General features: G+C 69.6%; 22 protein-coding genes and 1 tRNA gene. 10 read left to right on the forward strand and 13 right to left on the reverse strand.

Going from position 1 to position 21,774, the window contains the following annotated elements; genetic code table 11:
* The first annotated feature begins 115 nt into the window (after positions 1-115).
* The gene (locus tag OG892_RS16120) at positions 116-1,225 is read left to right on the forward strand and encodes a questin oxidase family protein (protein ID WP_371629515.1); all 1,110 of its coding nucleotides are present in this window, start codon (positions 116-118) and stop codon (positions 1,223-1,225) included.
* A gap of 33 nt (positions 1,226-1,258) precedes the next feature.
* On the opposite strand, the gene OG892_RS16125 is transcribed toward OG892_RS16120, so the two are convergent.
* Positions 1,259-2,041 carry a class III extradiol ring-cleavage dioxygenase gene (locus OG892_RS16125; protein ID WP_327337363.1) on the reverse strand — a complete coding sequence of 261 codons (783 nt, stop codon included), beginning with the start codon at positions 2,039-2,041 and terminating at the stop codon, positions 1,259-1,261.
* Positions 2,042-2,176: 135 nt separating this feature from the next.
* Here OG892_RS16125 and OG892_RS16130 point away from each other — a divergent pair, with 135 nt between their 5' ends.
* Positions 2,177-2,692, forward strand: coding sequence for a MarR family winged helix-turn-helix transcriptional regulator (locus OG892_RS16130; RefSeq protein ID WP_199884471.1), 516 nt, complete (start codon positions 2,177-2,179; stop codon positions 2,690-2,692).
* Positions 2,693-2,818: 126 nt separating this feature from the next.
* On the opposite strand, the gene OG892_RS16135 is transcribed toward OG892_RS16130, so the two are convergent.
* Both OG892_RS16135 and OG892_RS16140 read right to left on the reverse strand, forming a co-directional pair.
* A complete protein-coding gene (locus OG892_RS16135) occupies positions 2,819-4,357 on the reverse strand; it encodes an MFS transporter (RefSeq protein ID WP_073737260.1) in 1,539 nt (512 codons plus the stop codon).
* Between the two features lie 185 nt (positions 4,358-4,542).
* On the reverse strand, positions 4,543-5,238 hold the full coding sequence (locus OG892_RS16140) for a TetR/AcrR family transcriptional regulator (protein WP_371629516.1): 696 nt from the start codon (positions 5,236-5,238) through the stop codon (positions 4,543-4,545).
* Positions 5,239-5,541: 303 nt separating this feature from the next.
* On the opposite strand from OG892_RS16140, the gene OG892_RS16145 reads away from it, so the two are divergent.
* Positions 5,542-6,819 carry a M6 family metalloprotease domain-containing protein gene (locus tag OG892_RS16145; RefSeq protein WP_371629517.1) on the forward strand — a complete coding sequence of 426 codons (1,278 nt, stop codon included), beginning with the start codon at positions 5,542-5,544 and terminating at the stop codon, positions 6,817-6,819.
* A gap of 4 nt (positions 6,820-6,823) precedes the next feature.
* On the opposite strand, the gene OG892_RS16150 is transcribed toward OG892_RS16145, so the two are convergent.
* Positions 6,824-8,611 carry a class I adenylate-forming enzyme family protein gene (locus OG892_RS16150; RefSeq protein ID WP_371629518.1) on the reverse strand — a complete coding sequence of 596 codons (1,788 nt, stop codon included), beginning with the start codon at positions 8,609-8,611 and terminating at the stop codon, positions 6,824-6,826.
* A gap of 97 nt (positions 8,612-8,708) precedes the next feature.
* Positions 8,709-9,185, reverse strand: coding sequence for a hypothetical protein (locus OG892_RS16155; RefSeq protein WP_371629519.1), 477 nt, complete (start codon positions 9,183-9,185; stop codon positions 8,709-8,711).
* A 418-nt stretch (positions 9,186-9,603) separates the two neighbouring features.
* On the opposite strand from OG892_RS16155, the gene OG892_RS16160 reads away from it, so the two are divergent.
* Positions 9,604-9,676 (forward strand) — tRNA-Arg (locus tag OG892_RS16160).
* A gap of 254 nt (positions 9,677-9,930) precedes the next feature.
* On the forward strand, positions 9,931-10,122 hold the full coding sequence (locus OG892_RS16165; RefSeq protein ID WP_242436786.1) for a hypothetical protein: 192 nt from the start codon (positions 9,931-9,933) through the stop codon (positions 10,120-10,122).
* A gap of 203 nt (positions 10,123-10,325) precedes the next feature.
* On the opposite strand, the gene OG892_RS16170 is transcribed toward OG892_RS16165, so the two are convergent.
* The 6 genes from OG892_RS16170 to OG892_RS16195 form a co-directional block, all read right to left on the reverse strand.
* Positions 10,326-10,625 (reverse strand): tyrosine-type recombinase/integrase, encoded by a 300-nt coding sequence (locus OG892_RS16170; protein ID WP_371629520.1) that lies wholly within the window; start codon positions 10,623-10,625, stop codon positions 10,326-10,328.
* Between the two features lie 373 nt (positions 10,626-10,998).
* Positions 10,999-11,529 (reverse strand): ATP-binding protein, encoded by a 531-nt coding sequence (locus tag OG892_RS16175; RefSeq protein ID WP_073737255.1) that lies wholly within the window; start codon positions 11,527-11,529, stop codon positions 10,999-11,001.
* Positions 11,530-11,568: 39 nt separating this feature from the next.
* Positions 11,569-12,444: a glycosyltransferase family 2 protein gene (locus OG892_RS16180; RefSeq protein ID WP_371629521.1), complete on the reverse strand. Its 876-nt coding sequence runs from the start codon at positions 12,442-12,444 to the stop codon at positions 11,569-11,571.
* Positions 12,438-13,673 (reverse strand): hypothetical protein, encoded by a 1,236-nt coding sequence (locus OG892_RS16185; RefSeq protein WP_371629522.1) that lies wholly within the window; start codon positions 13,671-13,673, stop codon positions 12,438-12,440. The genes OG892_RS16180 and OG892_RS16185 overlap by 7 nt, the downstream gene beginning before the upstream one ends.
* The gene (locus OG892_RS16190; RefSeq protein WP_371629523.1) at positions 13,670-14,374 is read right to left on the reverse strand and encodes a hypothetical protein; all 705 of its coding nucleotides are present in this window, start codon (positions 14,372-14,374) and stop codon (positions 13,670-13,672) included. Before OG892_RS16190 ends, OG892_RS16185 begins: the two co-directional genes overlap by 4 nt.
* Positions 14,371-15,528, reverse strand: a complete 1,158-nt coding sequence (locus OG892_RS16195) for a glycosyltransferase (protein ID WP_371629524.1) — start codon at positions 15,526-15,528, stop codon at positions 14,371-14,373. The genes OG892_RS16190 and OG892_RS16195 overlap by 4 nt, the downstream gene beginning before the upstream one ends.
* A 141-nt stretch (positions 15,529-15,669) precedes the next feature.
* Here OG892_RS16195 and OG892_RS16200 point away from each other — a divergent pair, with 141 nt between their 5' ends.
* Positions 15,670-16,644, forward strand: a complete 975-nt coding sequence (locus tag OG892_RS16200) for a multiprotein-bridging factor 1 family protein (protein ID WP_371629525.1) — start codon at positions 15,670-15,672, stop codon at positions 16,642-16,644.
* Positions 16,641-17,204 carry a peptide deformylase gene (locus OG892_RS16205; RefSeq protein ID WP_371629526.1) on the forward strand — a complete coding sequence of 188 codons (564 nt, stop codon included), beginning with the start codon at positions 16,641-16,643 and terminating at the stop codon, positions 17,202-17,204. The genes OG892_RS16200 and OG892_RS16205 overlap by 4 nt, the downstream gene beginning before the upstream one ends.
* A gap of 51 nt (positions 17,205-17,255) precedes the next feature.
* Here the strand turns inward: OG892_RS16205 and OG892_RS16210 are convergent, their stop codons facing one another.
* A complete protein-coding gene (locus tag OG892_RS16210) occupies positions 17,256-17,405 on the reverse strand; it encodes a hypothetical protein (protein WP_158072258.1) in 150 nt (49 codons plus the stop codon).
* 213 nt (positions 17,406-17,618) lie between these two features.
* Between OG892_RS16210 and OG892_RS16215 the strand changes: the two genes are divergently transcribed.
* Entirely contained in the window at positions 17,619-19,292 is a 1,674-nt protein-coding gene (locus tag OG892_RS16215; protein ID WP_371629527.1) for an ATP-binding protein, read from the forward strand.
* 484 nt (positions 19,293-19,776) lie between these two features.
* On the opposite strand, the gene OG892_RS16220 is transcribed toward OG892_RS16215, so the two are convergent.
* Positions 19,777-20,199 carry an arsenate reductase ArsC gene (locus OG892_RS16220; RefSeq protein WP_371629528.1) on the reverse strand — a complete coding sequence of 141 codons (423 nt, stop codon included), beginning with the start codon at positions 20,197-20,199 and terminating at the stop codon, positions 19,777-19,779.
* 96 nt (positions 20,200-20,295) lie between these two features.
* On the opposite strand from OG892_RS16220, the gene OG892_RS16225 reads away from it, so the two are divergent.
* A complete protein-coding gene (locus OG892_RS16225) occupies positions 20,296-20,604 on the forward strand; it encodes a metalloregulator ArsR/SmtB family transcription factor (RefSeq protein WP_327337430.1) in 309 nt (102 codons plus the stop codon).
* Positions 20,601-21,722: an ACR3 family arsenite efflux transporter gene (gene arsB, locus OG892_RS16230; protein WP_328866685.1), complete on the forward strand. Its 1,122-nt coding sequence runs from the start codon at positions 20,601-20,603 to the stop codon at positions 21,720-21,722. The genes OG892_RS16225 and arsB overlap by 4 nt, the downstream gene beginning before the upstream one ends.
* Positions 21,723-21,774: the final 52 nt, after the last annotated feature.

The raw sequence follows: 21,774 nt of genomic DNA on the forward strand, positions 1-21,774 counted from the left end.
GCCGGGTTACCTCCCTAGGACCTGAGCCGGGGGCCGCCCTAGGACCGGAGCCGTGGGTCTCCCTAGGTCCGCAGCCCGTTACGGAGAGCGGTCGCGGTGCCTAGCGTGATGCGGCATGGACGACACGACGCACAACTCACCCGACACCTCCGGCACGCTCGACGAGGCACTGGAACGGCTGCACTCCTTCGGCCCGGAGCGGGACGGCTGGCTGAGCAACCACGCCCCGATGGCGGTCGAGGCGCTGGTGCGCCACGGCCAGGCGCCCGGCGTGCACCGCTGGCTGGACCACTACCGGGCGAAGCTGGAGGACATGCCGGCCCGGTTCACCGAGGTGACCCCGGACAACTGGCGCGAGGCCCTGGGCGACCCCCGCCGCATCGCCGACTGGACGGCGTACTTCGAGCGGGAGACCGCCGGCCGGCCCTGGCGCGAGGTCCTCTCCGAGTGGTGGCCCCGGCTGCTCCCCGGCATCGCGGCCGGCGCCACGCACCCGGTGATCCGGGTCGGCCACTGCGTACGCACCCTGCTGGCCTCCGGCGAGAACGCGCCACGCGTCGCGGAGCTCGCCCACGGCCTCGGCTACTGGGCGGCCCGCCACCAGCCGCTGCCGCCGCTGGCACCGCTCGCCCCGGCGGCCGGTGCGGCCGGTGCGGCCGCCGCACTGGACGCCGTGGACCGGGTGCCGGACCAGAGCGGCGGCATCCGGGAACGGCTGGGACAGCTCACCGGATTCCCGGTGTGGCCGCCCCGGCCGGAGACCGACGCCGATCCCACCCGGCCGGTGACCGACGCCGACCCCGCCCGCACCCGGCCCGCGACGGACCCGGACCTCGCCCGCGCCCGGCTGGAGGAGCTGGTGCGCGCCGCGACCCACCGGTACGCGGCGTACGCGCACGGCTCGCCGGTCATGCTGGTGCACGCCGCGACCGCGCCCAACGCCGTACTGCGCACGCTGCCCGCGCTCCCCCGGGAGCTGTGGGCGCCGAGCCTGGACGCGGCGTGGGCGGCCAGTGCGGCGGTCACCGCCGCGTACGCCCCGGCGCGGCCCGCCGACTACCCGGCCGCGCCCGAAGGGCTGACCCCCGAAGAGGTCTTCGCGCGGGCCGCCGCACACGGTGACGACCACACCATCAAGTTCACCGACACCGCGCTGGACGTCGGCGGCCCGGCCGCGCTGGCGGCCGCACTCCGCTCGATCGAGCTGAACCCTCCGGTGCTCTGAGCCCGGCTCGGCACCCCACGGAAGAGGCGCCTGCTAGCCGTACTGCAGCGAGCGCTTGGCCAGCCCCATCCAGAACCCGTCGATCACGCTGCGCCCCCGGTCCAGCTCCTGCTCGGCGGCGCCCAGCGTCACGAAGAGCGGGGCGAAGTGCTCGGTGCGCGGGTGGGCGAGCCGGCCCGCCGGGGACTTGTTCTCGAAGTCCAGCAGCGCGTCGACGTCCTGCGCCTGGAGTGCGCGGCGCCCCCAGTCGTCGAACTCCGCCGACCAGCCGGGGGTGCCGCCGCCCTGTTGCCGCAGGGCGGCCAGGTTGTGGGTGAAGAAGCCGCTGCCGACGATCAGGACGCCCTCGTCGCGCAGCGGCGCGAGCTTGCGGCCGATGTCCATCAGCTTCTGCGGGTCCAGCGTCGGCATGGAGATCTGCAGCACCGGGATGTCGGCCGCGGGGAACATCTCCACCAGCGGAACGTACGCCCCGTGGTCGAGGCCCCGGTCCGGGATGTCCTGGACCGGGGTACCGGCGCCGCGCAGCAGCTTGCGCACGCTCTCGGCGAGCTGCGGGGCGCCGGGGGCGGCGTACCGCACCTGGTAGTAGTGCTCGGGGAAGCCCCAGAAGTCGTAGACGAGCGGGATCGTCTCGGTGGCGCCGAGGGCGAGCGGGGCCTCCTCCCAGTGCGCCGAGACCATCAGGACCGCGGTGGGCCGGGGCAGCCCGGCGGACCAGGCGGCCAGCTCTCCTGGCCAGACCGGGTCGTCGGCCAGCGGCGGGGCGCCGTGGGAGAGGTAGAGGGCGGGCATGCGCTCCGCGGTGACTGTCATGGCACTCCCCATCCACTGCTGCTCAAGGTAAGTCTTCTACTGGAACTTTCAGAAGGAATATTTCTTTAACCTTCAAGTTCCTACCTTCGGAGACCTTAGCTCTATCTAGTTCAACTTTCAAGAAAAGGTCGTACAGTGGAGTACATGACCACGGCATCCACCGGTGAGCAGACGCGCTGGCTCACCGACGAAGAACAGAGCGTCTGGCGGGCATACCTCCACGCCGCCACGCTCCTGGAGGATCACCTCGACCGCCAGTTGCAGCGCGATGCCGGTATGCCGCACATCTACTACGGGCTGCTCGTCCAGCTGTCCCAGGCGCCCCGCCGCCAGAAGCGGATGACCGAGCTGGCCAAGGACGCCAAGATCACCCGCTCCCGGCTCTCGCACGCCGTCGCCCGGCTGGAGAAGAGCGGCTGGGTGCGCCGTGAGGACTGCCCGTCCGACAAGCGCGGCCAGAACGCGGTCCTCACCGAGGAGGGCCACGAGATGCTCCGCCGCTCGGCACCGGGCCACGTCAGCGCCGTACGCCAGGCGCTGTTCGACCGCCTCACCCCCGAGCAGGTGCGCTCGCTCGGGGAGATCATGCGGGTCGTCGCGGCCGGGCTCCAGCCGGAGGACGCGGACGCCGACCTTCCCTGGCTCCGCTGACCCACCCCGCCCCACCCCACCCCGCCCCACCGCACGCACCACTCACCGCACGCACCTCTGCCCCGGTTCCGATGTACGGAACCGGGGCAGAGGCCTGTGCGGTGACTCAGCGCCCTGTGCGGTGACTCAGTGAGCGACGACCGGAATCCGGACCTCGTCCTCGACACCGTCGGCCGAACCGGAACCCGTGCCGGTACCACCGGACGTCGTGGTCATCGAGGGGCGGCCGGCGTTGACGAAGGTCGCCGCGATCGCGGAGGCCACCACCAGGATGCCGACGGCCCACCAGATGGCGCCGGTGAAGCCGTGCACCATCGACTGGAGCTTCAGCTGCTCCGGGTCGGTGGCGCCGAGCGCGGCGTGCGAGGTGGCGTACGCCGTGGCGGCGGAGGCGGCGATGGTGTTGAGCAGCGCCGTGCCGATCGCACCGCCGACCTGCTGCGAGGTGTTGATCATCGCGGAGGCGACACCCGCGTCACGCGGCTCGATGCCGTGCGTGGCCAGCGACATGGCGGGCATGAACGCCGTACCCATGCCGAGACCCATCAGGAGCTGCCCCGGCAGGATGACCGCCGCGTAGGACGAGTCGACCTGCAGCTGCGTGAGGATCAGCATGCCGACGGCGGCGGTCAGGAAGCCGGGGCCCATCAGCATCCGGGCCGGGACCCGGGTCATCAGCCGGGCACCGATCTGCGTCGAACCGGTGATCATTCCCGCGATCATCGGGAGGAAGGCGAAGCCGGTCTTGATCGGCGAGAAGCCCTGGACGACCTGCAGGTAGTACGTGAGGAAGAGGAACAGGCCGAACATCGCGATGACGCCGAGGCCCAGCGAGAGGTAGACGCCGCCGCGGTTGCGGTCCATCAGGACGCGCAGCGGGAGGAGCGGCGACTTGACCTTGGACTCGGTCAGGACGAAGGCCAGCAGCAGCACGCCGGAGGCGACGAACGTGCCGATGGTCAGCGCGTCCGACCAGCCGCTGGACTCGGCGCGGGTGAATCCGTACACCAGCGAGACCAGACCCAGCGCGGACAGGACGACACCGGGAATGTCGAGCGAGGACCGGTTACGGCTGCCGGCCGGCTCGCGGATCACGAAGTACGCGCCTGCGGCGGCGACGATCGCGAAGGGGATGTTGACGAAGAACGTCCAGCGCCAGTTCAGCGTCTGGGTGAGGAACCCGCCGAGGATGAGGCCGACGGCGCCACCGCCACCGGCGATCGCACCGTAGATGCCGAACGCCTTGGCGCGCTCCTTGGCGTCGGTGAACATCACCGCGAGCAGCGAGAGGGCCGCGGGGGCGAGCAGGGCGCCGAAGACACCCTGGAGTGCGCGCGAGCCGAAGAGCATGCCCTGGTTCTGGGCCGCTCCGCCGAGCGCGGAGGCCAGCGCGAAGCCGATCAGACCGACGACGAAGGTGCGCTTGCGGCCCCAGAGGTCGGCGATCCGGCCTCCGAAGAGCAGCAGTCCGCCGAAGGCGAGGGCGTAGGCCGTGATGACCCACTGCTTGTTGGCATCCGTGATGCCCAGGTCCGTCTGGGCGTGCGGCAGCGCGATGTTCACGATCGTGGCATCGAGCACGACCATCAACTGAGCGAGCGCGATGAACGCCAGCGCTTTCCAGCGACTCGGATCAGGGAGTCGGATATCAGCTGTTTTTGACATGGGAGTAGCCACCTAAGGGCGCGTTCGGGCGCGCGAAGTCGTGAGCCGGGCCGTGAGCCATGGACGCGGCGAGGGCCCGTGAGGGTGAGGGTCGGGTGGAGACGAGGGTCGGGAAGAAAGGGGTGCGGTGTTCGGGGCGGGCGGACGCGCGGCCGGGCAGCCGTCTCAGGAGCCCGGCACGCCGGTCAGGTCCGGCGCCGCAGGTCCTCCATGGTCGCCGCCGTACCGGGCAGGACGGACCGGGCCGGGGCCTCCAGTCCGTCCAGGAACAGCTGGAGGTGGCGGTGGGTGAACCGGTCGATGTTCATACAGGCGATGCCTGGCAGCGGCCGGGTGAGCTGGGAGAGGGCGACCAGTACGTCACCGACGGCGATGTCGGTACGCAGGCGCCCCGCGGACATGGCACGCCCGACGAGTCCTTCGACGGCCTCTTCGAGGCGCCGACGCTCGGCGAGCAGTTCGGGGTGGTCCTTGTCGAAGCCGCCGGACAGCATCGGGCACAGCGCCCCGATCCGTTCGTCGGCCGCCGCGTGCACGAAGCGGCTGAGCGCGACGAAGGGGTCTCGCTCTTCGTTCGCGGCCTCCTCCGCTCGCTCGGTGGTGCGGGAGGTGACCGCGAGCACGACCTCATGGGTCAGCGCGGCCCGGTCCGGGAAGTTCCGGTAGAGAGTGGCGTTGCCGACGCCCGCGCGGCGGGCGACCTCGTCGAGCGGCACGTCCGGCCCGAACTCGACGAACATCTCGCGCGCGGCCGTCACGATCCGCTCCCGGTTGCGCAGCGCGTCGGCCCGCGGGCGGGGCGTACGCGACTGCGCGGTTCCGGTGACCGCGGGGGTGACGGTGTCCACGACGGCGCTCCTTCTCTTCCGGTGACTGTTCATTCCGGTGGCTGTGTCATACGTGCGTTCTGTGTCGTACGTGGGCTCTGTGTCATACGTGCGTTACTCCGGCGACCTCTCCGCGTAACCGGGGACCGCCTCCCCGTTTCGCGGGGACACGTGTGCAAACGGGGAAACGGTCCCCGGTTATTTCCCGACCCAATGTGACCTGGGTCACACCACACTGAAACGGGAGAATCCCACCCCTTCGGCGCACCCAACGCGCGGCCCCGCAGCACCCGTCAGAGGCTGATCGACAGAGCGCAGCCAGGGTCGGCCGGCTGCCGCGGCCCCGAAGGCGCCTTCATGCAGCAGCCCCGCCACCGGATACGCAAGCACCGCCACCCGGTCATCCTTGGCGCGGCAACAGCCCTGGTCGTCGCGGCACTGGCCTCGGCCAGCAGCACGCTCCCCCTTCCCAGCCGGGCCTCCGCCGGTCCGGTGTCCAGCACCGGAACGGCCGGGATCGGCCCGTGCCGGATATCGGCGTCCATGGGCGTACAGATGTCGGAGGGCATGCCGACCCAGCCCGGCTACGCCCGCTCCACCGGCCAGATCCACGCACTCAACCTGATGGTCGACTTCCCGGACGCACCGGGCACGGAGCCGGCCATGAACCGGCTCGCGGAATTCTTCCCGCAGACCACCGACTGGTTCCGCACCAGCTCTTACGGACGGCTCACCTACGTGCCGGAGGCCCCGGTGAAGTCCTGGCTGCGGATGCCACTGCCGTTCTCCGGCTACGGGATCGAGCGCGGCTCACCGTACGAACCGGGCTACCGCCATCTCGTCCAGGACATCGTCGCCGCCGCCGACCCGAAGGTGGACTTCAGCGCGTACGACCTGGTCAACATTCTGGTCAGCCCGAACGCCGGTCCCTCCGCCCTGGACACGGTGCTGTCTGTGACCTTCTCCGGCAACGAGGACGCCCCGTACGCGGACGGCGTGCCGCTCGCCAACACGTCCTTCGTCTACAGCCGGCAGGACGACGGCTCGGGCTCGTACGCCCAGACCGGCTACCGCGTCCTGCCGCACGAGAACGGCCACGTCTTCGGCCTCCCCGACCTCTACACGATGGAGGGCGGCGGCTCGGTCGGGCACTGGGACATCATGTCCGAGGACTGGGGCGCCAACAACGACCTGCTCGGCTGGCACAAGTGGAAGCTCGGCTGGCTGGACAACAACCAGATCAGCTGCGCCTCGCGGACCGGCACCAGCGACCACGTACTGGAGCCGCTGGCCGGCAAGGGCGGCACGAAGCTGGCGTTCGTGCCGCTGAGCGCGGAGTCCGGCTACGCGGTGGAGGTACGGACCCAGGCGGGCAACGACCAGGCCGTCTGCCGTCCCGGCGTACTGATCTACAAGGTGAGCTCGGACGTCGACACCGGCCAGGGCCCCATCTCCGTCGCGGACAGCACCAAGGACAGCAGCGGCTGCACCCGGCTGCCCAACGTGCACGCGGAGCTCTCCGACGCCCCGTTCGAGCCCGGCCAGACCTTCACCGACCGGGCCACGGGGATACGCATATCGGTGGTCGACAAGGACTCCAAGGGTGACTACCGGGTCCGGATCACCCGCCCCTGACCCCTTACCCCTGACCCACGGACCTGGGCCCCCGGACCTCTTCCTCGACGGGTCCGCGCAGCTCGCGCTTGAGGATCTTCCCGGTGGCGTTGCGGGGCAGCGGCTCCCCGGACATCAGCACATGGGCCGGGACCTTGAACGCGGCCAGGCTCCGGGCCACATGCGCCCGCAGCTCCTCTGCCGTGGCCACGGCACCGGGCCGGAGCCGGACGACCGCGGCGACCTCCTCGCCCAGCACCGGATGAGGAACACCCAGGACCGCCGCGTCCTCGACATCCGGGTGGCCGTGCAGCACGCCCTCGACCTCGACGCAGTAGACGTTCTCGCCGCCCCTGATCACCATGTCCTTGATCCGGTCGACGACATCGACCCGCCCCTCGTGGACCACCGCCAGGTCCCCGGTACGGAACCAGCCACCGCTGAACGCTTGCGCCGTCGCCTCCTCGTCCTGCCAGTAGCCCCGCACCAGCGCCTGTCCGCGCAGCCACAGCTCGCCGACCTCGCCCTCGGGCAGCTCCTCCCCCGCCGGACCGGCGATCCGCACCTCGGTGGTGGGGGTCGGGCGGCCGACGCTGCCGGGATGCGCCCGGTACTCGGCACCGAAGTTCGCCAGGACGCCACCGCTGGTCTCGGTCAGCCCGTACCCGTTGCGCGGCTCGATCCGCTCCCCGTAACGGGCGGTCAGCCGGGCCACCAGATCCGGCGGGGCGGCGGCCCCGCCCGTGTTGAGCATCTGGAGGCTCTCCAGCCCGTCCTCCTCCCGGCCGGCCGCGGCGAGCAGTTGGAGCGCGGTGGCCGGCACCCCTGCGTAGTGCGTCACCCCGTGCTCGCGGATCAGCCGCAGCGCTTCCTCCGCGTCCCACTTGTGCATCAGCACGAGGGCGCCGCCCGCCGACATCGCGGCGTAGAAGCTGGTGAACGCGGCGACGTGGAAGAACGGGAACGTGAGCAGCGTGACCGGCGCAGGCCCCTGACCCGGGATGACGCCCCGGCCGAGCGCGGAGGCCGCCGCGTGGAACCGGGGGTTGCGCGCGGCACCCGCCTGGGCGAGCTGAGTGGCGACGGCGCCCTTGGGCCTGCCGGTGGTGCCGGAGGTGTAGATGATCGTCGCGTCGTCCTCGGGCCGGATCTCGGCCTCGGGCGGTGCTGCGTACGGATCGGGCTCGGGCAGGTCCGCGTACCACTCGACCCCGTCCGCCGGCTCCGCGCCGCGGGCCCCGCGCTCCTCGTCACGGAAGACGATGACGCGCGCCCCGGAGTCACGGGCCCAGTCCGCGACCCGCGGCAACCGCTCCCCGTCGACCAGGAGCACCCGGGGCCCGCAGTCGTCGAGGGCGTACGTGAACTCGTCCCCGGTCCACCAAGCGTTCAGCGGTACGGCGACGAGACCGGCCAACTGCGCGGCCCAGAAGGCGATCTGCCACTCCGGATGATTCCGCATCGCCACCACGGCCCGGTCCCCCGGCCGGAGCCCGTACCCCTCGCTCAGCCGGCACGCCAGCGCGGAGGCCGCGGCGAAGAACTCCCCGTACGTATAGCCGCGTTCCTCCGAGATCAGGAACGGCTGCTCCCCGAACGCCCAGGTGGTCTCCACGAACTCACGGAGCGTCCCGGGCCCGTCCGCGTACACGAGGGCCCCCGCCTGCGGCCCGTCCTCGGCACGCACGACGGCGAACGGCCCCCCGGGCCCGGTCAGCGCGGCCACCACCCGTTCGGCTTGGGCCGCCGCCTGTTCGGCGGCCGGGGCAGGCTCGGGAGCGGGGGTGGCTGGAGTCGGGTCGGAGTGCGGCACGAACGACCTCTCTAAGCGCTTGCTCAGGGCTTTCGTGACGCTATGCCCACGCCCGCACCCCGTCAAGAGACCCCGCGACCCGCGCCACGCCACACCCTCAACTCGCCGTGCGCCGCCCGCGATGAAGTATGGCGGCAACAAGGGCGCAGACCAGCCCGACCGACAACAGCACGGCGAGAACCGGATTGACGAAGCCCGGGATGACGACGGAGTAGTCCCGGCCGCCCGCCGCCTCGCACACGAGCCGCAGCGGAACGAAGTCGCCCCTGCGGCCGACGAGTGCCGTCACCCCCTCGGGACGCCCCCGCTCACACGCCTCGGCCTGCTCCTGGTCCTCAAGGAAGAGGACATGGAGGCACCCCCACAGGTAGAGGGCGATCCCCAAGGCGGCCATCACCAGGGAAACGTCCCGCCACACGGCCTGCGAGGTGCGCCGCCGCCGGGCCTGCCGGGTGAACCGTGAGCACAGGTACAGCGCGAGCCCCAGCACGGTCGTCGCCCCGGCGATCAGGACGACGAACAGCACGGCGAAATCGTGCCCCTGCCAAGGAGACCCTGCCGACTCCGCGATCATCTCCGGAAACACCTTCGCTAACCCTGAACCCTGGCCCCTGGACCCTGGCCCCTGGCCCCTGGACGCCCAACGCAGCCCAGTTGAGCAGTTGAGCACGGCCACCAGCGAGGCACAAGAGCGGCCGGCCCTCATCCACACCACACACCCGGGCCGCCACCACGTCCCTACCGAAGAACCCCCGCCCCACAGAAACCGCAGGTCAGATACCGGACACCCGGCGCCCGATGCCACCGACCCCATGGGGAAGCCCTTCGCGGGGACGGATCCGCTACGCTGTCCCTGGTCGTTCACCGGTATGCCCCGCCACCTGCACCGGCAAGATCGCAGAAGGCGCCACACCTTGTCCGACCAGTGGGCTCGCAGCCCTTGCCAACGCGCCCCGTTCACCGGGCCGCCGACAAGGCCACTCCAAGCCCGCGCCTCCGTAGCTCAGGGGATAGAGCACCGCTCTCCTAAAGCGGGTGTCGCAGGTTCGAATCCTGCCGGGGGCACAGAGAAACACCAGGTCAGAGGCCCTGTCGTCCGAGTGGGCGGCAGGGCCTCCGATCTTGCGGCACATATATGGCACACATACGGCGCGCGCTGAGGGTGGGGAGCGGCAGGCGATGCCTGTGAAGGACGAGCTGGCCCGCGCCGGTACGAGAACCTGATCGACCGCCTGGAGTCGCTGCTGAGGGCAGCCCTCAAGCCCCAGTACAAGGGGCTCTACGGCCAGCTCGTCCTGAGCATCAGCGACCTCGAAGAGATGGGCGAGGTGAAGGACGTCCGGCGCGCTGCCCGCGAGGCCGGCCGCCGTCTCGGCTGGAAGCCCACCACCACGCTCGTCGGCAGTCGGCTCTTCGTCATCGACGAGCGAAAGGTGCCGGAGGAGATCGAGCAGCTTGCTACCGATACGGCTGCCGAGGCAATGGACCGGGCCTTCCGCAAGGGCCGCTGAGCGCGCGGCTGGACCTGTACCAAGAGGAGCCGAAGGGGCCGCCCCGCCATGTCAGCACGGTCGGTGGCTCCTTCGGCAACGGCTCCTCGGCACGGATCAGACACACCTCACGCGGCGGCATCCTCCTGGACGGCCACCGTCTCGGCGGCCTTGCGTGCCTTCTTCTCCGCCTTCTCCAGCTTGGCCTTCGCCTTGGCCAACCGCTAGACCCGGCGACTGTGCATCTTCTTCGAGACCTCGTCGAGGCGGTCGGGGAAGAGATGGCCGTACGTGTCCAGCGTCAGCGTCGCGGACTTGTGGCCGAGCATGGTCTGGACGACGTTGATGTCCGCGCCGCTGCCGATGGCGAGAGAAGCCGCCGTGTGGCGCAGCTTGTGCGCCTTGAGCTTGAGGTGGCCCTCACCTTCAGCGCGGACGCCTCGCCCCAGCGCAGCCCTGTGTAGGCCAGCAGCAGGATGAAGACCCGATACAGCCCGCCGCGTCGGCGAGCGCTTCGAGGCCACCGTGCGTCAAGCACTTCCCGACCACGCCGATCAGATCCTGGCTGATCCTGTCTGGCCCACCCTCACCACCACGCTCTCCCGCGCCGAGACCGCCGGCCGCAATGCCCGCCAACTCCTGAGCAAGGCTGCCGCCGAGCGTGAACTCGACACCGCGGACTCACCGGCACAGGTCCTGGTGTGGCGCATCACCGCCCGGCCGAACCAGCGCGTGCAAGCAGCGCGCAGGCGAAGCACCGTGAGCGCCACGTCCTTCGTGTCCGCACCTCAGTCTGTGCCCACGGCAGTGCGCGAGCAGAGCGCTGAGCGCAGCCAACGCCAAGCCCGTGGCGGACCACACCATGGTCGGTGATATCGAGCAGTGAGTGGGCTTACTTCAGACCTGCCTGTGCCTGACCGAAGACAGCGCCGCCACGAGCGCGTCCAGGTCTCCGGTGTAGACGATGACTTCTTCGTCGTCGGCCGGGGGTGCGAAGCGGGCGAAGAAGTCGTCGAGGGCTTCGGGGGTGACAGTGAGGGCGTTGGCGTCCTCGCGCTCGTTGCGTTCGGCAAGGCGCCGCAGCAGTTCCTCCCGGTCGGCGGGGAGGTAGACGACGAGCGGGTGGCCGCCCGCTTCGCGGGCGGCCTGCTGCCAGGCGTCGCGCTCGGCGCGACGCCACAGCCCGTGGTCCAGGACGACGGCGTTACCAGCCTCCAGCTCCTTGACGAACCGCTGCCGGATCGCCTCGACCACGGGCCGTTCGCGCTCGAAGTAGGTGTCCTCGGGGTAGTCCACTCCGTATCGGCCGTGGAGGCGGTGCACCTCCTCGTCCACGGACAGGCGCGTGTAGCCGTGGTCGGCCAGGGCCTGGGCGACGATGGTCTTCCCGGAGCCGGTGATGCCGGCCAGGAGAACGGCGAGGGGCACGTGGTCATCCCTTCCGCGACGAGCTGTCCGTGGGCGCGTTCATTGTCTCTGATCCTGGCCTGCCTGCGCGTGCGGTCGCCAGGCCGTGACGATGCTGCGGGCCTCGCTGGACCAGCTGAAGGGCATGCGGTCCAGGCTCACCCGGCGGAAGGCGAAACGCGGATCGCTGGTGTTGATCACGCCGCCGTGCTGGCCGACGTGCGACAGGAGGCGGCTGGCCTCGTCGCGCACCGCCGGGGTCTGTTCCTGCCATGTGCCGGTCGAAAAGTGCTGGACCCGGCGGCGGAGGTCGTCCAGGACACCCGAGCGCCACTTGAAGTGGTGAACCGCGCAGATGCGGTCGGCATTCGGATGCTGTCCGGGGGCCCTGTGGTTGCCGCCCGCCACAGTGACATCGTGGCGGGCGAGAACGATCTTGCGGGGGTCTCCGTGCAGGAGCCGGTGGGTGAGGTGCCCGCCGAGGGGATAGGCGAGATCCAATCCGCCTTCGGGCCTCCAGCCGGTCAGGCGCCCGCTCGCGGCGATCCGGTCGAGCATCAGGCCGCCCACCACGCGGTGCCCGGACTTCTCGGCCTGGGCGATCACCTCACTCAGCGGGGCGGGGTACTGCTGGAACTCGTCGGCATCGGCGAGCAGGTGCCAGCCCTGGCCGGCCCGGTGCCGCAGAGCGTCCCTGAGCTGGGTGTTGGTGTGCTCGTGCCACGGGCCAGTGCTGGTGCCGGTGGGGATGATGCCCAGTTCGCGGCTGGCGTCCTGGAGTTCGTGCCGCTGCTGGTCGGGCACGTGCTCGGGGAAGTGGAAGGCGATCAGGAACCGCTCGACACCCAGCCACCGGTGGTGGCGGACCCAGGCGGCCAGCAGCGGGGGTTCGACGGGGCCGACGACGGCGATCAGCGCGGGAGGGGTGCTCAGCATCGGGAGTCCTTCGTACGCAGTGAGGCGAAGGTGCGGGTGAGAAAGTCGGCCTGCCCGGCGGCCGACCGCATCCCCAGCAGGCCGGGAGCGTCGGGGTCGGGCAGCGGAGGCGGCTGGCAGATGACGGTATGTAGGGCGTCGGCGAGGGCGTCCGGGGAGTTGGCGGTGAAGGTCAGGGCCCAGGGCCGACTGTGAAGGCGGGCGGTGAGGGCGGGGTCGTGGTCGGAGACGACCAGGGGGACGCCGAGGCGGGCGGCGTCCATCACGAGCCCGGACTCCTTGCCGACGCCGGGGCGGCGGGTGACCAGGGCAGCGTCGGCGGCGGCGTAGACCAGCCGCAGCACCGATTCACTGACCGGTCCGGGCATCGTGTGGAGTCGGACGTTCGGCAGGTCACGCCATCGGGCGAGCACAGCTTCGTCGAGCGGGATACCGGTGACCATCAGGTGCAGCGGCTCCTTCAGCAGGGGCAGGGCGGCATCGATGACTCCGATGTCCTTGTGTGGCCACCAGCCGCCGACGAGGCACACCGCGGCTTCGCCGGTGGGGATGTCGAAGGCGGTACGGCCGCCGTCGCGTTCGGCGTCGGTGAGGCGGCGGCCGTCGTCGACCGCGAAGGCCCGCACCACTGCGGGCAGGTCCGGGAAGGCTGCCGTGAACTGATCGCCTACGGCCTGGGTTGGACACACCGCCAGAACCTGCCTCTCGCCCCGGCGGGCGAGCCGACCGAGGAACCGCACGGTGGCGTCCTCGGTGGTGACTTGTTCGTGGACGAACCGCAAGTGTGGCAGCCCGCCGAGGAGGGCGGCGGCACCGTGCAGGGCCTCGCTCGCGCTCAGGATCACCACCGCCTCGGAGCCAGGCTCCAGCCGGCGGGCGGTCCGCAGGGCCGACGCCTCCGCAAGGCACCGGGCGATGAGGGTGATCTGGTGCGGAAGCCGCCGCAGGAAGCGCGGCCAGCGGCGCGAGCGGAAGACTCGCAGCCCAGCCCTGGAGAGCCCGGCCGCAAGGCGGGAGGCGGCCAGCAGCACGGCTGCCGGGTGCCCGGCCGGTGCGGTCACCTGCCGAGCCCCGGCCTTGCGCAGGGCCGCCACCGCCTCGCGGACGATCCCATGTTGGGCGATCACCAGGCTCCCGGGCCGCACCTGGGCGAGCGCCACCAGCGTGCGCTGGTGGTGCCCGCCCAGGCGGTCGGCGTACGGCTCGATCAGCACCAATGGGCCGGTCACCCGCCCACGGCCTGGTCCCCATGGGCGGCGGTGAACCTCGTCCGCAGCCACGTGGGGTCGTTGAGGTGGTCGAACCGTCCGGAGGCGCGGGCGAACTCCTTGGCGAAGGCGACCCCTTCGCGAGCCCCGGCGGCAGCGTACGGGGCGAACTCGCCGTTGCGGCTCTTGGTCCATGCCTCCACCCGCTGCCGGGAGTCGTCGTCGGCCATGCCGTACTCGCTGCCGCGGGCAAGCATCGCGCACTCGCGGAAACCGGCCTTCCACGCGTGGAAAGGGCTCTGGTTGAACCTCGTGATCCCCGCAGTCTGCTGGGCGAACTCGATCAGTCCGGGCAGGGCAGCGAGCACGTCCACGGCCTCGCCCATCTCGCGCAGGGCACTGCGGCGGACCAGTTTCAGCCCGCCGTAGCCGTAGGTCAGACCGTTGACCGGGTTGACCGCCCGCCACACCCGCATCGACACGCCCTCGTCCAGCGGCTCCACCGTGGCGGGGGCGAAGCCGGCGTCGATGGCGAAGTCCCCGTCGGCGAGGAAGAACTGCTCGTGGTCGACGACCTCTGCACACAGGCGGTAGGCCCGGCGCATCCCGTGTACGCCGTGCAGGCGCTTAACCTTGCCGCCGAGCGTGCGCTGGAGCCGGGAGTGCAGAGAGGTGGCCATCGGCTCGTCGTACGAGAGGAGAACCGCGTCGAAGCCATTCACGAGACGGCCTCCAGGTAGCGGGCCGCGATCAGGGCGGGGGTGAAGTCGGCGGTGGAGGCGTGGGCCCGCTTGGCGTGCAGGGCATGGAATTCAGCGTCCGTGGCGAGCCGTTCGGCCAAGGCGACGGCCTCGGCCGGGGTGGTGAAGCACAGCTCGGGGTCGATGTGCTCGGCGAGCCAGCCAAGGCGGGGCGAGATGACCGGAAGACCCATGCCCTGGCAGTCGATCACGCTCATCGACCAAGGGCAGCCGGGCCGGAACGGGGCGATACCGAAGCGCGCGCCGGCCAGCAGGTCCTTGTAGCGAACGCGGTCGCCCCGGTCGGAGACGATCTGCACGTGCGGCAGGGCGGCGAGCTGGTCGCGCATCCTCTCCGGGCTGTCGTCCAGACCCTTGCGCTCCGCCCGGCGCTGGCCGAACAGGTCCATGACTCGCAGCCTGATGGTGCCGGACGCGCCCAGGTCGCGGGCCAGGTCCACGAACTGCCCGGTGCCGTAGTGCGCGTACAGCCGGTGGTTGTAGACGCCGATCGCCCCGGCGCCGGAGGCGGGCTGCGTGGTAGCGGGGTCGCGTACCAGACGCTCATCACGCGGGGCGGGCACCACTCGTAGCTGCTCGCCGATGTCTACAGTCATCCGGGCGGCTGCCGCCGACACCCAGGACGCGGCCGTGAAGGAGTGGACCAGCACCCGGTCACAGGCGGCCAGTCCGGCGGCGAACGCCAGCAGCACCGGCCGCCCGAGCTCCGCGTCGTTCAGGGACGGGTCGAGCTGGAGCTGGCCGCCGCCCGTGAAGGAGAACGGCAGGTAGTGGCAGTAGCCGGCCAGTAGGGCTTTGGATCCGGCCTCCAGTAGGGCAGTGCGGATCGCCGGGGCCTCCTCGATCTGGTTGGCCACGACCACGTCGGGCTTCTCCGCCCGGATCAGTGCCACCAGCTCGTCGATGTCTGCAGAGAAGCGGGCCCGGTACTTCGTCCCCGGCACCTTCGTCTGGTGGAATCCGCAGCGGGCGTCCCCGGCCGGAGCCGGGGCCGCGACCGTCACCTCAGCCCCGGCATCTGCCAGAGCCGGGGCAAGCAGGTCCGCGAAAATCCACCCCGAGTCGGCCGAAAGCCGGTCGGGGTTGGAGATGTTCAACAGGTACAGCACGCGCATGGTGCCTCGCCTCCCTCATCCGCCCGGAGGATCGATCCGGGCCAGTAAGGGAAGGAAAGCGGCAACACAGACCGTGACGGGATGGTGAACTTGGATCACTCACGGTTCATTCATGCTCACCAACGATGACGCGGGGCTTCGATGGAAGCGCACGGCGAGGAAATCACCGCCGAGCAGGCGGCCGAGGACTACGCGGCCGAGGTGGCGCGCTGGCGGGAAGTACGCGGCATGTCCAAGAGGGCGTTGGCGCTGGCCATGGGCTTCGACCCGTCCTACGTCAGCCACGTGGAGTCGGGTCGCCACAAGCCCAGCGAGGAGTTCTCGCGTCTCGCCGACGAGTCGCTGAACGCCGGGAAGGCGATCTGGAGACGCTGGTGCGACTACGAGCAGGCAAGGGCCCGTACCCGGCGGCCAGCGCAGGCGCCGCCCGCCCAGCGCAGGCCCGAACAGCCGTATGCGACCGGATCGGCCCTCGTCGTTGAACACGACGCGGCGCGGCTCCAGTACGACGGCAGCTCGTACCGGCTGACCATGTGCCGACGGCTGCGGAACACCGGCGACGAACCGGTGACCCGCTACTTGATTCGCATCTCCGTGGACCGCTACCCCGGCGACCCTGAGGAGTCCAACGCGCACTACCGAGCCCACCCGTTGACCTGGGACGAACTCGACCTCACTGCCACCTGCCGGGGCGAGTCGATGCGGTGGCAGGCCAAGCACGACCGCGACGCCTTCAAGGAAGTCTGGCTGCTGTTCGACAACGAACACGGCCGCTTCCCGCTCTATCCCGGCGAGTCCGTGTGGATCGAGTACGCCTACACCGTCGGCGACGAGAAGTGGGGCAACTGGTTCCAGCGAGCCGTACGCCTGCCCACCGAGCAGCTGGAAGTCCAGCTCGCCTTCCCCGCCGCCCTTGACCCCGTCGTGTGGGGCACCGAGACCTCCATGACCGCCGAAGCCTCCCCGCTACGAACCCCTCCCGTCCGCAGCGACCACGGTGAACTACGGCAATTCACGTGGAACACGACCACACCCGCCCTGCACGCTCGGTACCGTCTGGAGTGGCGGTTTCGGGCACAGCCCGAACGCGATACAGATCAAGGGGAGTTCAGGTGATTGACGTGCGGCCCAGCCAGCAGATGCGAGACCTCGGCGTCGTCCAACACGGCGCTGGCATCCTCGCCGAACCGGCCCGCGCCTTCGACCTGCCCGCCGAGCGCGACGAGGCCGAGCGCATCACCGACGAACTGTTCGCTGCCATGGAGCGAATCGGCCAGGTCCACCCCTTCGCCAAGGGCATGGGTATCGCCGCCCCGCAGATTGGCATCGCGCGAACCGCCGCCGTCGTCCAACCGCCCGACTACGCCCCCGCCATCATCCTGCTCAACCCGCGGATCACCACCCACTCCGACGAGATGGACGAACAGTACGAGGGCTGCCTGAGCTTCTTCGACGTCCGTGGCCTGGTCCCCCGCCCCCTGAAGATGACAGTGGAGACCACGGCCCTGACAGGTGAGACCGTGACCAGCGTGTACGAACGCGGCGTCGCCCGCCTCATCCACCACGAAATCGACCACCTCGACGGCTTCCTCTACACCGCCCGCATGCGCACCGGAGTGGAGCCGATCCCCGTGGGGGAGTACCGGCAGACCGGACGGGCCTGGGCGTACGAGTAGGCCCGAACTCAGCGACCTCGACGCCCACCTGGTGTTGCCGCCTTAGCAGAGTCACTCGCGTCCCATGAGTTGGTCGAGAAGCACCACCACCGCCGTGGCTCCCACCAGGGCCGCCCCGACTTCGGGCGCATGCAGGATCAGAGCGACGACGAGGACTCCGACCAACAGGAGGACTACGAGGCGCACGCTGATCTGTTCCATGAAGATCTACCTTCCGTGTGGCACCGACTGGGTTGTGCACCCAGCGTGGGCGCCTCACGGACGGCCCTGACAGCTCAAGACGATCGCTTACAGCATCGGCCAAGAACAGCCGCTGAATGACAGCGCGTGACAGATCCTGACGCTCGTAAGTGCAGGCACCGACGCGCATGGCCTACAGAAACTGACGCAAAATCACCAGAAGAGGGCAGAGACGTGGTCGCTCAGCCGTGGAAGAGGCCCGAGCTGGCTGACCAGCCTGACCTGAAGAAGCTGAACGATGAGCTCCACGATCTGAGGCTGGAAGCGGGGCTCCCGTCAGCCCGGACTATTCGCGACCGCGTCGGGAAGGATGCGCAGGACTACTGGATCGTGAATCACCAGGCAGTGCTGGACACCTTCCAGAAGCCGGATCGGCCGCCGCGGGGCCGCCTTGAGGTCATCGTCCGTGTCCTGGCCGAAGCCGGTGGGCACGTCGTTGTAGACGGCGAGGTCAACCGTTTCAAGGACCTGTGGAAGCAAGTCGTCAGGGAAACAGTCGCCCAAGCGTCAGTACAGCCTCCAGCGGATAGAACGCCTGCCGACAATGACGACGTGAGCGACACGGCCGACCATTCCGAGGACTTGCCGAAGCAGGACACCAAGGATTCAAGCCGGCGGGCAACGAAAGAGCCACCGGTCGGCGGGGAGGCACCATCCAACCCTGACCGAGCCTCTGCGCAGTTCAACTACGCAGAGGAGTCGTTGAAGGGGCTGATCCTCAACGCAGCGCAGGCCCTTTGGTACGACACGGACGCGTTGAGAGTGTTTCTTGGTGTGGTACGCCGTAGTGAAGGCTTCGCCAAGATGGCTGATGCCGCAGAGGAGCGACGGCCAGCTAACGCAACGTTCTACGGCGTGAAGAGCAGAGAGTTCGAGGTGCCTTACTCTCCGGCGCGACTAGAGCTGGTCACGCTGCATCGCCGCCTTGACGAACACAGGTCGAAGCGCAAGTGGTCCTTCACCGACATGGAGAAGCAGACGGGCGTCTCGTCGGATGCGTGGATCCGCTGGTACACCCACGATGAGTTGCCCGAGCGTGAGGCGCTCGTCGCGTTCTCTCACATGGCAGGACTCCAGATGGAGGATCACGTCCTGTTGCTCGGTCTTTGGGACGCGGCCAGTGCTGCCTTGGAGGCGCAGGAGCGCTCTGACGTATTGCCGTCCAGTATCAGCTTCGACGAGGCGTGGGCAATGCGTGACCCTGCGGCACCGAGGATGTGGGCACTCACAGGAGTCGGGGGCATCGGAGACGGGAATCTGGCCGTGTATGGCCCTGATCTTGCCTCCGGTACGGCTCCCGCCTTCGCCGTGGCCGGGCCCTCAGGATCGGGTCGCTCCACGGCACTGGTGACCATCGCACGCTCTCTGCTCGCATCGGGCAACCAACTCGTGTTGGCCACGCCCAAGCCGTCACCTCTACGGGAGTTGGCTGATCGAGACGGCGTGGTGGCCTGCTTCGATCAAGACGACATCGGGCACGACGAGCTCGAAGAGGCATTGTCGGAGGCATCTGCTGAGCAGCCGATCGTTGTCGTGATGGACGACGCACAGGTCTTGGACGAGTGCGATGCCCGGCGAGTGCTGCGGAACCTGCTGAAGCACGGCTTCGACGAGGGTGTGGCGCTGGTCCTGGCAGGAGATGAGGACAAGCTCCGCCCGCACTATCCCTGGTTGGACAGGGCGAAGAGAGCCCACCGCGGCCTCCTTCTGTCCCCCCAGCAGCGGCACGCCGGTGATTGGATCGGCATCAAGACGGGAGACTCCGTTGTAGGCAGCCCAATCACTCCTGGCCGGGGATGGCTGCACCTTGGGGACGGCAATCTCATGGCAGTGACCGTGCCGTATTGAGGGTTGCCCCTGATCTGACGGCGCCCGCTCCGCGTAGCCCGCAGAGGCGGCAGGAGATCGTGTGGAACGGATTCAGCACACATGAGGCCGGGAAACCTCGCGAAAACGTGAGATCTACGAGGGGAGTTTTCCCAGGCCAGACACCCTGCACCCGACGTTTATGCAGGTCACAGCCTTGATCAGGGAAAACCCCTAAAGCGGGTGTCGCAGGTTCGAATCCTGCCGGGGCACCACGCTTTACCACCCCTCCCTGGGGTTTCTCCCCCAGGGAGGAGTCCCGCTCGGCCTCGGACTTCTCGTCCGGGGCCGTTTGCGTGCGCGGACGCGGGAGTTGCCGCCCCAATCCGGCCCACGGGTCAGATCCGGCCCACGGATCAGCACCACCCGGCACGACCCCCGCGCGGGGCATCCGGCACGACGCGGGCTCATACCCGACTTCGCCGGGGCCCTGATCGGGGCCACCGCCTCGTTCACCGCGTCTCGCTCACGCCGTGGCCTCCGGGGCGATCTCCTTGATCAGGCCCTCGATCAGGGTCTTGATCTCGTCGCGGACGGCGCGGACGGCTTCCACGCCCTGGCCGGCCGGGTCGTCGAGCTTCCAGTCGAGGTAGCGCTTGCCGGGGAAGACGGGGCAGGTGTCGCCGCAGCCCATCGTGATGCACACGTCGGACTCGCGGACCGCGTCGACGGTGAGGGTCTTCGGGGTCTCGGCGGAGATGTCGATGCCGACCTCGGCCATCGCCTCGACGGCGGCGGGGTTGACGGAAGTGCCCGGGTTCGAGCCGGCGGAACGGACCTCGACACGGTCCCCGGCCAGTCGGGTCAGCCAGGCAGCCGCCATCTGGGAGCGGCCGGCGTTGTGGACACAGACGAACAGGACGGACGGCTTGCCGGAGGAGTCGGCCATGGTGATCGTTCTCTCTCGTCGTACGGCGGAACCCCGCCCGCAAATGACTTCAGTCCCCACTGGTATCAGCGGATGGTGATGTGAGAGTATCAGCGCATGCTGACTTCAGTCGATCCTGATCTGATCCGGGTGCTGGGCGATCCGCTCCGCCTCCGGATCGTGACCCTGCTGGCGCGCGAGACGCTCTGCACGACGCACCTGGTCGAGGAGACCGGCGCGAAGCAGACCAACCTCTCCAACCACATGAAGGTCCTGCGCGAGGCGGGTGTGGTGGAGACCGAACCCTGCGGGCGCTTCACCTACTACAGGCTCAAGCCCGAGGTCCTGGCCGGACTCTCCGAGCAGTTCGCCGCACTGGCCGACTCCGCCCGTACCGCTTCCGGGAACAAAAGGGCCTGCCCGTGACCTCCGCCGAACCCACCATCTCTCCCGCTCCGGTCGGCGGTGGGGACGACTCGATCGTCAAGAAGCTCTCCACCCTCGACCGCTACCTCGCGGTGTGGATCCTGCTCGCCATGGCCGTCGGTCTCGGCCTGGGCCGGCTGATCCCGGGGATGAACGACGCGCTCGCGAAGATCGAGACCGGCGGGATCTCCCTGCCGATCGCACTCGGCCTGCTGGTCATGATGTATCCGGTGCTGGCCAAGGTCCGCTACGACAGGCTCGACACCGTCACCGGCGACCGCAGGCTGATGGTGTCCTCGCTGGTCATCAACTGGCTCGTCGGGCCCGCCGTCATGTTTGCCCTGGCCTGGATCTTCCTGCCCGACCTGCCCGAGTACCGCACCGGCCTGATCATCGTGGGCCTCGCCCGCTGCATCGCCATGGTCATCATCTGGAACGACCTCGCCTGCGGCGACCGCGAAGCCGCCGCCGTCCTCGTCGCCCTCAACTCGGTCTTCCAGGTCCTGGTCTTCGGCGTGCTCGGCTGGTTCTACCTCGACCTGCTGCCCCAGTGGCTCGGTCTCGGAGACGGACAGGGGCTCGACGTACCCGTGTGGCACATCGCGCTGAACGTCATCGTCTTCCTCGGCGTCCCGCTACTCGCCGGCTTCCTCACGCGCCGCATCGGTGAGAAGAGGATGGGGCGCGAGTCGTACGAGGCGAAGTTCCTGCCGAGGATCGGTCCGTGGGCGCTGTACGGGCTGCTGTTCACGATCATCATCCTGTTCGCGCTGCAGGGGAAGACGATCACCTCGCAGCCGCTGGACGTCGTACGGATCGCACTGCCGCTGCTGGTGTACTTCGCGATCATGTTCTTCGGGTCCTTCCTGCTCGGCAAGGCACTCGGACTCGCCTACGACCGCACGGCGACGCTGGCCTTCACCGCGGCGGGCAACAACTTCGAGCTGGCCATCGCGGTCGCCATCGCCACCTTCGGCGTCACCTCCGGCCAGGCACTGTCCGGGGTCGTCGGCCCGCTCATCGAGGTGCCTGTCCTGATCGGCCTGGTGTACGTGGCACTGGCCTGGCGCAAGAAGTTCGCACCGGCAGCACTCACCACCCCGGAAGGGAATGCCTGATGGACTGCCTCGACTGCCGCACCGCAGGAACGAGCAGCCCCACGGTCGGCAT

Source organism: Streptomyces sp. NBC_00341, assembly GCF_041435055.1.
Lineage (GTDB): Bacteria > Actinomycetota > Actinomycetes > Streptomycetales > Streptomycetaceae > Streptomyces.

What these genes read in the sequence shown, in the direction of transcription:
- OG892_RS16195 (WP_371629524.1), bottom strand. Translation starts at nt 15,528, where the DNA reads ATGCGCGTGCTGTACCTGTTGAACATCTCCAACCCCGACCGGCTTTCG.
- OG892_RS16145 (WP_371629517.1), top strand. Translation starts at nt 5,542, where the DNA reads ATGCAGCAGCCCCGCCACCGGATACGCAAGCACCGCCACCCGGTCATC.
- OG892_RS16180 (WP_371629521.1), bottom strand. Translation starts at nt 12,444, where the DNA reads ATGCTGAGCACCCCTCCCGCGCTGATCGCCGTCGTCGGCCCCGTCGAA.
- OG892_RS16210 (WP_158072258.1), bottom strand. Translation starts at nt 17,405, where the DNA reads ATGGAACAGATCAGCGTGCGCCTCGTAGTCCTCCTGTTGGTCGGAGTC.
- OG892_RS16200 (WP_371629525.1), top strand. Translation starts at nt 15,670, where the DNA reads ATGGAAGCGCACGGCGAGGAAATCACCGCCGAGCAGGCGGCCGAGGAC.
- OG892_RS16220 (WP_371629528.1), bottom strand. Translation starts at nt 20,199, where the DNA reads ATGGCCGACTCCTCCGGCAAGCCGTCCGTCCTGTTCGTCTGTGTCCAC.
- OG892_RS16155 (WP_371629519.1), bottom strand. Translation starts at nt 9,185, where the DNA reads ATGATCGCGGAGTCGGCAGGGTCTCCTTGGCAGGGGCACGATTTCGCC.
- OG892_RS16125 (WP_327337363.1), bottom strand. Translation starts at nt 2,041, where the DNA reads ATGACAGTCACCGCGGAGCGCATGCCCGCCCTCTACCTCTCCCACGGC.
- OG892_RS16135 (WP_073737260.1), bottom strand. Translation starts at nt 4,357, where the DNA reads ATGTCAAAAACAGCTGATATCCGACTCCCTGATCCGAGTCGCTGGAAA.
- OG892_RS16120 (WP_371629515.1), top strand. Translation starts at nt 116, where the DNA reads ATGGACGACACGACGCACAACTCACCCGACACCTCCGGCACGCTCGAC.
- OG892_RS16225 (WP_327337430.1), top strand. Translation starts at nt 20,296, where the DNA reads ATGCTGACTTCAGTCGATCCTGATCTGATCCGGGTGCTGGGCGATCCG.
- OG892_RS16140 (WP_371629516.1), bottom strand. Translation starts at nt 5,238, where the DNA reads ATGAACAGTCACCGGAAGAGAAGGAGCGCCGTCGTGGACACCGTCACC.
- OG892_RS16165 (WP_242436786.1), top strand. Translation starts at nt 9,931, where the DNA reads ATGGGCGAGGTGAAGGACGTCCGGCGCGCTGCCCGCGAGGCCGGCCGC.